The 11,254-nt window shown below is 40.2% G+C and carries 9 protein-coding genes and 1 tRNA gene; 4 read left to right on the top strand and 6 right to left on the bottom strand.

All coding sequences use genetic code 11. The features are described from left to right. Nucleotides 1-34: 34 nt before the first annotated feature. Both lexA and argF read right to left on the bottom strand, forming a co-directional pair. Entirely contained in the window at nucleotides 35-640 is a 606-nt protein-coding gene (gene lexA / locus V7K73_RS13175; protein WP_334880578.1) for a transcriptional repressor LexA, read from the bottom strand. Between the two features lie 209 nt (nucleotides 641-849). After that, on the bottom strand, nucleotides 850-1,770 hold the full coding sequence (gene argF / locus V7K73_RS13170) for an ornithine carbamoyltransferase (protein ID WP_334880577.1): 921 nt from the start codon (nucleotides 1,768-1,770) through the stop codon (nucleotides 850-852). A gap of 475 nt (nucleotides 1,771-2,245) precedes the next feature. Between argF and V7K73_RS13165 the strand changes: the two genes are divergently transcribed. The 4 genes from V7K73_RS13165 (at nucleotide 2,246) to V7K73_RS13150 (ending at nucleotide 6,552) form a co-directional block, all read left to right on the top strand. Beyond that, nucleotides 2,246-2,317, top strand: a tRNA-Thr gene (locus V7K73_RS13165). A gap of 745 nt (nucleotides 2,318-3,062) precedes the next feature. Next, the gene (locus V7K73_RS13160) at nucleotides 3,063-3,617 is read left to right on the top strand and encodes a hypothetical protein (protein ID WP_334880576.1); all 555 of its coding nucleotides are present in this window, start codon (nucleotides 3,063-3,065) and stop codon (nucleotides 3,615-3,617) included. Nucleotides 3,618-4,692: 1,075 nt separating this feature from the next. Beyond that, nucleotides 4,693-5,622, top strand: coding sequence for a hypothetical protein (locus V7K73_RS13155; RefSeq protein WP_334880574.1), 930 nt, complete (start codon nucleotides 4,693-4,695; stop codon nucleotides 5,620-5,622). 153 nt (nucleotides 5,623-5,775) lie between these two features. After that, nucleotides 5,776-6,552, top strand: a complete 777-nt coding sequence (locus tag V7K73_RS13150) for an SDR family NAD(P)-dependent oxidoreductase (RefSeq protein ID WP_334880572.1) — start codon at nucleotides 5,776-5,778, stop codon at nucleotides 6,550-6,552. 236 nt (nucleotides 6,553-6,788) lie between these two features. Here the strand turns inward: V7K73_RS13150 and V7K73_RS13145 are convergent, their stop codons facing one another. The 4 genes from V7K73_RS13145 to V7K73_RS13130 form a co-directional block, all read right to left on the bottom strand. Continuing rightward, entirely contained in the window at nucleotides 6,789-7,568 is a 780-nt protein-coding gene (locus V7K73_RS13145) for a photosystem II S4 domain protein (RefSeq protein WP_334880570.1), read from the bottom strand. Nucleotides 7,569-7,709: 141 nt separating this feature from the next. Beyond that, the gene (locus V7K73_RS13140) at nucleotides 7,710-8,219 is read right to left on the bottom strand and encodes a hypothetical protein (protein ID WP_334880568.1); all 510 of its coding nucleotides are present in this window, start codon (nucleotides 8,217-8,219) and stop codon (nucleotides 7,710-7,712) included. A 149-nt stretch (nucleotides 8,220-8,368) separates the two neighbouring features. After that, on the bottom strand, nucleotides 8,369-8,794 hold the full coding sequence (locus V7K73_RS13135; RefSeq protein ID WP_334880566.1) for a hypothetical protein: 426 nt from the start codon (nucleotides 8,792-8,794) through the stop codon (nucleotides 8,369-8,371). A gap of 190 nt (nucleotides 8,795-8,984) precedes the next feature. After that, nucleotides 8,985-11,153: a TolC family protein gene (locus V7K73_RS13130; RefSeq protein ID WP_334880565.1), complete on the bottom strand. Its 2,169-nt coding sequence runs from the start codon at nucleotides 11,151-11,153 to the stop codon at nucleotides 8,985-8,987. Between the last annotated feature and the right edge of the window lie 101 nt (nucleotides 11,154-11,254).

Below are 11,254 nucleotides of genomic sequence, written 5' to 3'. Positions count from 1 at the left end.
CTTCCAACTCCTAACTCCTAACTCTTTTAATTGCTCAGTTGTAACCCCGCCAAACGCCAATGAGTGAACCCTGTACCTGTATTTGCATAGCACTGACTTCAATGGGATTGTACTTAGGATTTGCTGGTATGAGAGTAACGCGATCGCCTTGGCGATAAAAACGTTTTAATGTAGTACCAAATCCATCTACTCTGGCGGCGACGATGGTACCATTTTTCAAATGATTGGGTTCCGCGACTGGACGCAGGAATACCACATCGCCATCAGCAATTAAATCGTCAATCATGCTATCGCCAGCGACGCGCAAAGCATAAGTTTGGGGAGGTAACTCGAAATTAGAAAAGTCTAGATGATCTACAGCATCAGTAAACGGTTCTATTAAACCACCAGCCGCGATTGTACCCAAAATTGGTACACCTTGCTTAACAGTACGCAAAACCCGAATCGTTCGCGCTTGGCCTTCAGTCCATTCTATATATCCCTTAGTGCGTAAATGTTCTAAACGGCTTTGAATTGGCGCTGGTGACTTCAAGTTCATCGCTTGCATCATTTGCCGAATTGAAGGCGAATGCTGGTGCGATCGGATGTATTCTGTCAACCATTCGTAAAGTTCTTGTTGAGCTTCTGTTAGACGTTCCATAAATAAACCGGGAAGTAATTATAAATGTCTCTAGAACATTAGTACTACAAAAAACTCCCCATAACAAGAGAAAAGTAAAAATATGAAAGGCAAAAGTAAGAATATTCTTTTTCTTTTACCCTTTAATTTTGGATTTTTTACCAGCAAGTAGTCAGGAGCCAATCGCACACTCGCTATTTTGACTCCCAACTCCTAACTCCTAACTCTTTTTATTTTGCCCCTAAGATACTTGCAAGTAAAGCTTTTTGAGCGTGCAAGCGATTTTCTGCCTGTTCCCAAACTCGTGATTGAGAACCTTCAATAACAGCTTCGGTAATTTCTTCACCACGATGGGCTGGTAAGCAGTGTAAAACAATTGCCTCTGGATCAGCAAGGCTTAATAGCTGATCCGAAATTTGGTAAGGTTGGAAAATTGGCATTCGGTTGTCCGCTTCTGCTTCTTGTCCCATACTCGCCCATACATCAGTGTAAAGTACAGCAGAACCCTTAGCAGCTAATTCTGGATCGTCAGTGACGAGAACTTCCGTTTTGTTATTAGCGATCGCTCTTGCTTGTTCTACAATCTTAGAATCTGGCTCATATCCGCTAGGGGTGGCAATTCTAACATTCATCCCCACCAAAGCACAGCCCAACATCAGAGAATTAGCCATATTATTCCCATCACCCACGTAGGTCAAAGTTAAGCCAGCAAGGGTGTTAAAGCTTTCTTGAATCGTCAATAAATCAGCTAATACCTGACAAGGATGTTCTGCATCGGTAAGCGCATTAATTACCGGAATCTTGGCATAGTGAGCAAAAGTTTCTAAATCTTGCTGTGCAAAAGTGCGAATTGCCAAAATATCCAGATATCGGTCTAGCACCCGCGCCGTATCCTGTAAAGGTTCCCCGCGACTAACTTGAGTAACATTAGGGTTGAGATCGATTACCTGTCCACCCAATTGGTACATCGCCACAGTAAAACTTACCCGTGTGCGAGTTGAAGCTTTAGAGAACAACAACCCCAAAACTTTATTACATTGCAACTTCAGTTGTTGTGATTTAAGTTGAGTTGCCAATTGCAGGAGTTCTTGAAGTTCAGTAGGACTGATGTCCGCTAAACTTAATAAATCTCGTCCGAGCAATGCTGCCATGCTTGTAATCTGTAAAAAATAATTATATATTTCTCTCCCTTTATTCAGCTGTGCTATGAAAATACAGTTTTAGAACTGTACCAGATATTTTTGCGCCCAACCCAGGATTTGAGTTATTTTGCCATGCATATTAATTTATCAACTTTATCAGCGATCGCAATCACTACAATTGCAATGCCAACTCAACCATCTAAATAGGTAAGCAAGATAAAACTAAACTATGTAACGAAAAGTAAAATCTCTGTATTTGGCTCTTAGTTGCGCTTTAGCGCAAGACAGCGCAACTACAAGCTAGTGATGATTATTTGCGCCCACTTACTTAAATACACAAAAGCAGCGATCTTGCCAAAATCTCTCGTCTTCTAGCCTTATTTCTGAAGAGGGAGATATTTTTTAGCAATTACAGCTAGACAAATAAATTGATTATGGTACAATAAGAAATTGTGGTTGCTACTATAGAGTAATCAACAAAATTGCCAGCATAGCACAGTGGTAGTGCATCCGACTTGTAATCGGAAGGTCGCGAGTTCAAATCCCGCTGCTGGCTTTAAGGGAAAAACATGGTATGCGTTGTAACTTACTGGCGGCAATTTACAATTACAAGTTAAGTATAACAGGTCTAAAATTGCAACCCTCTAATATAACATAAAAGTAATTTTTTAAGAGTTCTAAAAAAAAACCCCAGCTTTAGGCTGAAGGCTGTAATTTATTAGGGTGCATCTACCATTTATTAATCCGCTTTATTGATTGCCATATCCGGGAAAATTAAACCTTTATTCTTAAATTAAAAAACATCAGCAATAAAAAAGCCTTCAGCTTTTAGTTGAAGGCTGTAATTTATTAGGGTGCATCTACCATTTATTAATCCGCTTTATTGATTGCCATATCCGGGAATATTTAACTTTGTAAAAAAATTATTTTAATTTAAACTTAAAAAATATCACCAATAAAAAAAGCCCTCAACTAAAAGTTAAGGGCTGTGATTTAATTAAGGTGCATCTACTATTTATATATCCACCTTAGTTATTGCTGCATCAGGAAAAATTGAAAAAAAGATGGATAGTGTGGAATTGATTTCCTTAGCTACAAAGCTAGTACTGATATCAACGACGAGAACCTGCGGTTTTTGACTAGGTAATCATTAACCAACTTCATAGTAATTTTACAATTACCCGGAATTTCCCTTGTATAGACAAAGTTTCTGTTAATATCTCTGATGGGATATCCGCAATAGTACTAATTTAGTTTATTAGTTAGGTATATGACTATGAAAGTTAGACGCAGCCAACTTGATGAAGCGATCGCAGTTTCTATTAGCCCTTGCTAGTTTTAGTATTGTTGGGGGAAGCTTTTTTCTCAGAAGAAGTTTTAGCAGTACTAGGGAACCTAAAATAATAACTGATACATCACGTTACAAAGAAATTCGTAATCAACTATGGTCTGATAATGACCAAGTAAAACATTTTCCTAATGAAATTCCCACTGATGCCAAAAACGTTCGCATTGCTTACTCTCCCGAATCGCAAGGAACTAGTTTTTTTCAAATTAGGCTGAAACAGCCGCCAAACAAGATAGAAAAACTACTTTCACAATACAGAAGTTGTGCTTTGCACAACTATAGGGGTGGTAGCACAAACGACCACATAAATCAACCTAATGGTGTGCCAACAACTTTTTTCTACACCAGTGACTCTCATACAGAATCTTTTCCAGCTAGTTATGAAATATTGGTATTAAATACAGAGGATAAAGGTAGACCTGGCTTCAAGTGGAATCATGGCAATAGCTACGGCGTCGCTATTAATACTTCCGCCTCAGAAATTATCTATTGGTCAGAAAAATGGTAATTAGCGATTCTAAATGGATTTGAATCGCCATAATAAAAATCTTTATTTGGGACATCTTACTTGAGAAAAAAGACGCGAACGAGCGATTATTATACTTTAATGAACTCCATAAGAAGAATGCTCCAATGGCTAGGCTGGTTTAGTCAAAATTCCCACCAACTATTTTTTGAGATTGGCAAGATGGTAAATATTTTAAAATTTACACATTGACATAAAACGCCAAATATATATTATTGGAAAGCCTGATCTGTAGTAGGGGTAAAGCCAATGCTTTACCCCTAATACGCGGATATATTTACCATCAGAGTAATAATTAATCAAAGTCTGAAACGACCTATTTTAGTAGAATCATATTATGGTTAATGTGTACAGTGCGTAAGTCGTATCTGTGTTTCACCTTCTGCCATAGCTTGCGTTATGACTTTAACTCCTGTGGAGTAAATCTTTTGTAATTAATAGGACTTATGCATCGTACATAAGTATTACAGGCAACGTCGGCTATTTCAGCCGTGTTTAGGATTCAGTAATGTCTACGACGGGCTATTCGCCGTCGCAAATATGGGAATAAATCGGCGTTATGCGAAGCGCCTGAAACCATCAAAAACCGTAATCTATATTATGGCTAATTTGTACTGGTGTAAGTCCTAATTAAGATCATAGGACTTACGCAAAATGACCAAAAAACGAACCGCAGAGGACGCAGAGAACACAGAGGAATAAGAGTTTGAGAGAGTTTTTGCGTAAGTCCTGGATCAATTATTATGTAGAGTTATCTAAAGAAGATATTAGAAAATTATGTACCCTTCTGCTAACGTAGACGCTGCACGTAACTAGCGCTACGGAAAACAAAGCTAGACCTTCCCGGACTCATAAACGCTGGAAGTCAGTTGTCCACGCCAGTTAGCCTAAGTAGGGAAACCCTTGAGGCTCGATTACTCTGTACCTCTACACTAAAATATGCTCTTTAACGTAGCTGTATAAGAAATGACAAAATGCATCCAGTTTTGTTATAGAGTGGTACAGTTAATACTGTTGTGTTCAATTTGCGATAAGTCAACCAAGAGAGGTGTGCAAAATGAAAAATCTAGTAAAGAGTCTCCTTGATGAACGAATAAAATCGACTATTAGATCATCTGAAGTATATCAAGGTTTATACAATAAGATGCATTCTAGTAAGCTAGCTGTTGCAGGTAAAAGACTTGATATTTGTGCCAATGAAATTGCTATCTATCTGCTTCAGGCTGGTAAAGAAAAATATGTATTGCGTGATAAAATTTGTCTTGAAATTGGAAGTGGATGGTTACTTACTCATTCGTTAGTATTTTATCTTCTAGGAGCAAAAAAAGTTTATGCAACGGATGTTGACCCGTTATTACAACCCGAAAATATTTTCAAAGCCGTATCTAAGTCTGTAAGTTGGAGTATCTTAGATAGTCTATGTACATTTGAAGATCGTGACATTATCCGCTTCCGTTTAAATAAACTGCTTTCATTAAAAAATTACTCCTTAGAAGCTTTACAAGACTTAGGTATAGAATATATTGCTCCAATTGATTTGTCTCAAAAAATGCCTAGTGAGGAAAAATTAGATTTCATATTTTCAAAATCTGTGTTAGAGCATGTGCCAGTTAAAGATGTTGCCCGACTATTAGAAAATCTTGTAAGTAGCCTTTCTGAAGATGGCTTTATGTTTCATCTTATTCATTTAGTGGATCACAAGAATACAAATGAAAAACCATTTGATTTCTTTATTTATCAAGAGGAAGAGTACTCGAGAGAATTACAATCAAGGTGGGGAAATCGAATTCGACGAAGCCAATGGCAGCAGATATTTTCTAACCTCAAGAATTTGGACTCTAAATTTTTATTTGAGTGGTCATGCAATGACAAAGAATTACCAGAAAAAATCGACTCCTCTATTCAATATACAGATGAAGAAGATTTAAGAATCACCCATATCGGTGTACTTGGAGAACTTACATCCCTTGCCAAAGTAAAATCTTAGAGAAGGAGAAGTTTGAATGGAGGCTTCCTCTACTCAAACTTCACTACTAAGTGCTGCTTTTACCCTTTTGGGTATATCACTTTGGGTAGTTAAAACTTCTAGCCAGCATAGCTAAAATTTTAATGCTGGTTAAAAACTATCTGAATATGTAGAATGCCTACTGCTTTAATTACTGGTGCTTCTAGTGGTATTGGTAAAGCTTTTGCCGAAGAACTAGCTGCACGCAAGACAAATCTTGTACTCGTTGCTCGTTCCGAAGAGAAACTAAGCCAATTAGCTAAACAACTAGAAGAACAACACAAAATTCAAGTAGAGGTTATAGTCAAAGACCTCACAGAATCTAATGCAGCTGCTGCTGTATTTGATGCTACTAAAGAAAAGGGATTAACCATTGACTTATTAATCAACAATGCTGGTTTTGGTTACTATGGCGACTTTGCTGAAGGTGATGGAGAAAGACAAGTCAAAATTGTACAATTAAACATTTTGGCATTGGTAGATTTAACCCATAAGTTTCTCCCCTTGATGCGGCAACGTCGTTCTGGAAGTATTATTAACGTATCCTCTATTACCGCATTTCAACCGATACCATACCTCTCTGTTTATGCTGCCAGTAAAGCTTTTATTCTTAGCTTTAGTGAAGCACTATGGGCAGAAAATCATCAATATGGTGTGCGTATTTTAGTCACTTGTCCAGGGCCAATAGAAACAAACTTTTTTGCAGAAGCTAATTTTCCTCCAACGCTGGCAAGTAGTACAGAAAAAGTATATTCTTCCAAAAAAGTGGTTTGGGAATCTTTAGAGGCTTTGAAAAAAGGGTATCCAACTGTTATTAGTTCTGATACTAGCACTCAACTTAGAAGCAAATTATCTCGACTCGTACCGCGCAAACTTCTGTTGAATATGTTAGCAAAACACTTTAAAGCCTAAGTATATGTTTCAAAGTTAGGAGTTAGGAGTTGGGAGTTGGGAGTTAGGAGTTAGGAGTTGGGAGTTGGGAGTTAAGAGTTAGGAGTTGGGAGTTGGGAGTTGGGAGTTGGGAGTTAGGAGTTAGTTAGGAGTTAGGAGTTAGGAGTTAGGAGTTGGGAGTTGGGAGTTAGGAGTTAGGAGTTAAAGAAAGCGGGGAATTTAAAAATCCTAACTTTTTACTCCTCAGTCCTCACTTATTAGATATATCTTGTTAGTTGAACTCGGTAACGGTCTTTTTTTGTAACGGCGATTTCGCCAACTTCTAAACGTCCTTTAGAGCGAATAGCGATTAAGTCGCCTGATTTGAGTTGAGAACTAGCTTGGGTAACTTCCTTCCAATTGACGCGGACATCACCAGCATCAATGAAATCAACCATTTTGCTGCGGGACATGCCAAAACCAGCAGATGCGATCGCATCTAATCGCAAAGAAGCCTCTACAGTAGTTAATTCTTTTTTCTTTGGTTCCCTAACCCTTAATTCAGTTATCTCAATCTGCTGAGTTTTCACAGGAACCGATCGCACCTGTTGAAGACTCATTGACAAAAATTCCACCAACTCGGGTGCAACGATCGCCTGCGCCCCTCGTTCTCCCAAAACTATAATATCTCCCGTCTTTTCACGAACAATACCCGTCCCCAACATTGCGCCTAAAAAGTCGCGGTGAGAGGCGGTATCAAACAGAAAATTACCAGCAATTTCGACGGCTACAAGGCTTACTTGAGATTGATCTAAGGGAAGTTCCGAACGAGCGATCGCTATTCTTTGGCGTTCAGCTTGCGGATATCCACCCCACGCCGCCAATTGCACTTCTGTTAATCGGTTAAACACCCGTTGAATTTCTGCCAATTCTGGGGGAGAGAGAAAATCAGTCAAAACCACTTCCCAAGTTTTGATTGCTTGCTCTGCTTGATCGATTACACGAGCTACACTATCTCGATTTTCAACACCTTTTAAAAGTTCTTCTCGTGGCAACATTCTTAAAAATTATGAGTTTGGATATACTGGGCGGGCAGGATGCCCACCCCACAAAAGTTATATTTAATAAGGGTTATGCAAATTAAATGTCTTTTAGCTTAACTCAAGCTTCTGTGTTTTTATGTATCAATTACCATTTATTTAATACACAGTATTTGGATCAGCATAACCTTGGATATTTTCTGGATCAAACTGACGCAATATTCGAGTAGCTTGGCGAGTAAGAGTTTCAGAACCTTGAACGGCTAGTAAATATTTACCCGCATCTAAGCGGTTGCGATAAGGTAAAGCATCACCACCTCTGACGAGTAAACCAACTCCGCCGCCCACAACCACACCACCCATAGCACCACTAGCAGCGCCCAGCAATCCGCCAACGATGTGATTACCAACTTCACCCGCCCAGGCAAAAGTATTTAAGCCGGTGATGAGGCTGAATGTAAAACCTGCAAAAAAGCCAAATGGTATCAGCCAAGTTGCCATCAGTTGTGCTTGCTTTTTAGCTTGGTCTTTGGGGTCGATTAAGCCAAACTCGTCAGCCGTTTTATACCCTTTTCCCAGGATAGTACTGTTTATGCCTTGTTCTTCTAAAGCTAAGTAAGCAGCTTCGGCTTGAATGCGGTCTGGTAACACGGCAACAAGGTAATTCATTGATTTTACAATTTCTCTAATATAAGTTTTGCCTTAATTAACAGCGTATCAGTCTTGGTCGAATCAATCTTGCATTGGTTTAGGAGTTAGGAGTTGTAGAGAGGCGATTAATCGCGTCTCTACAGGAGTTGGGAGAGAGGCTTTGATTCTTATTCCCCTTCCATTGTAGGGAGGGGATTGGGGGTTAGGTTTGTATTTAACTCCAGGGAATCTAATGGCTCACAAAAATTGTTCACGCCTTGCTTGAGGACATAAATTAAAACTGGTGTCGCCAAAATATTAGGAAATGTGGGCATTGCTTTTAGATGTTCCATCATCTTTTGAAGTGAAGTATTAAGCAAATCTTCCCGATATTCTTGTTCGCAAATAACCACACGCCATTTTCTAGCCAAAGCATCTAACCACTCAGAATTCGCTCTTTCTGGTTGTTGTCCTGCTCTAATAGCTAGCGTCATTGCTGCATCTTCTAAATCTCCATCACAATCTTCAATCAAATCCAGCGCTTCCATATCGCTGGGATCATCTGCTAATTGAGAACGAAACTGGGCAATTTCTTGAGATGTTACTTTAGTCATGAGTCTTTGACAAGGCGAGCGGTCGAACAATTATGTTATATCATTTCACAAAATTCATGTTACAAATAACTTTTTCGGGGCGCTTTCAAAATTAAAAATCTGTCTTGAAAAGCAGCGTCTTTTTCATTAAAAAGCCTCATTTTTCAATGAGGCTTGCAGAATTTTTCATTGAGAGATTAAGTTAGCAGTACTAGCGTAATCCTCTGCTGCTGACCGACCGTTGTAGCTGAGCTAAGGCTTTGTTGTAACCCAAAATTGCTGAAACTCGATTACCTTCAGCCTGTGTGAGGTCGTTTTCAGAGTTAATCACATCAGTTTGAGTGCCTACACCAGCTTGGAATCGCAAACGGGCTAAACGTAGAGCTTCTCTAGCCTGTTCTAAAGCGGTATTGGAGGTTTGAACGTTTTCCAAATTAGATTGCTGGTTAGAATAGGCTTGTTCTACCTGAAAGCGGATTTGGTTACGCTGCTCGGCAAATTGAGTTTCTGCGATCGCAATATTAGCTCTTGCTTGAGCTGCCCTTGCCACTGCTGCTCCCCCATCGTACAAACTTAGGCTTGCTTGGACTCCTACAGAATAACCATCAGTGACGCTGACATTATCATTGAACTGATCTAGTAGGTTGTAGCTAGCTACCAAACTAACTTGAGGACCTAGAGATGAAAGGGCTTGCCGTCGCTGTTGTTCGCTAATGTTACGTTGCGCCAATTGCTGTTGCAATTCTGAACGGTTTTGAAAAGCCAGCACAATGGTTTGTTCTAGTGTCTGGTTCCAAAGACCAGCTAATTGTACAGGATCGGCGGCACTGATATTCACCGACTGCGGCAAACTGATCCGAGTCGCCAACTGACGACGGGCAATTTGCTGCTGGGAGATAGCATTAGTCAGATTTTGTTGGGAATTTGCTAAAGTCACCTGCGCTCGCAACACATCGAACCGTGTACCAACCCCAGCCCGCTCTAAAGCTTGTGCATCACGCAAACTAGCCGCAGAGTTTTGCACAGCCGATTGGCTAATGCGGACTTGCTCATCTGCTTGTTGCAAATTGTAGTAGTCAGTAGCAACATTCAGGCGGATTGTCTCATATTGAGTTTCTACAGCCAGTTCATCAGAGCGCTCCTGTTCCTCAGCTTGCCTGATAGTAGCTTGCCGATTGCCGGAAGTATAAACGTTATATGAGAGTTGTGCTTGACCGTTGAAACCTGTACTAGGTACGCCTGTGTTAGAAGCAACACCTTGCTGCCTGTATAATTCATCCTGAAGCTGACTAGAGGCAGACTGACTGCGAGCGAGATTGGCAGTAAGACCAAAGGTGGGAAGCAAAGCTGCTTGTGCTTCGCGGACAGAAGCACGACTGCGTTCTAGCTGCAATATCGACACCTGTAAATCGTGATTATTCCGCCGTGCTAGCTCTAGAGCTTGTGCCAGAGTAATCGGCTGATTCCCTTGAAATGTCACTTCCTCGGGTTTGGTGGGAAATTGCAAGGGATTTGAGTTAGGAATCAGGTTATCGGGAACTTGTACTGATCCCCCTGGCGCAGGAGTTCCCGTTCCTGGTACAGTAGTGGGTGGCACTGTACCACTTGGCGCAGTGGGAATTGGCGACGGATTTGTGGGAAACGGGGTATTACTCTGAGCAATGCGATCGCCAGCACCATTTTGTTGTATACAGGTAGTTGAAGCTACTAGCACAGCAGAAAAATCAGTCTTGCTTTTCCCCGATTCTTGTGGACATCCCTGTGCTGATAACAGTTTTGCTGATTCTACACCCGTACCTGAAGTTTGTAAAAATGTTTGCAACTCAGTAACACTATTTACCTTTTGAGCCACTGGCTGCTGGGCAGAAGACAGGGGCAGAATTTCTTTTTGGACAGGAAAAGGTTTAGATGTGTAATCGGGAACTACTACATTTTCTGATTTTTGTCCAGATGGGTCTGAGTTACTCTGTTTTTGGTTATTTTGAGCAGAACGGCTGACATCTACCTGTTGGGAAGAATTAGAGGTAGGTGTCAAACTTAAAAATTTACCTTTACTTTTGTTAAGTAATTGTTTTATTGGTACAACAGTCTCTCCAGTCGTAAATGCTGGAATACTGTCATTACTTAAAGGCTTCATACTAAGTTTAGTGAAACCAAAAGTAGGTATTATCCTTGAAACACTAACATTTGCACCGTTTAGCAATGGCGTATTCTTCATGTCCCCAGCCGAGTCTTGACCATAAATAGAAGTCAAAACACTAGGAGAAGACAGTACCTGTACCCCAGTTAGTTTTACACTACCAGCCCAAGCAGGCTGAGTTGTTAAGACCGCTGCTGTCACACCAGGCAATAAGCTATGGAATAATTGCTGTCCTTTCACCGCATCCCTCACACGAAAATCAATCTAGCGGCAGAAAACCTTTCTTCACCACAGAATATAGCACGATACTAAATTTAGGAAAGAATATAGTACGATACTAA

The sequence above is a fragment of the Nostoc sp. genome (genome assembly GCF_036916975.1).
Classification (GTDB): Bacteria; Cyanobacteriota; Cyanobacteriia; order Cyanobacteriales; family Nostocaceae; genus Nostoc.
Note: the sequence above shows the minus strand (reverse complement) of the source record. Positions and strands in the feature narration are given on the sequence as shown.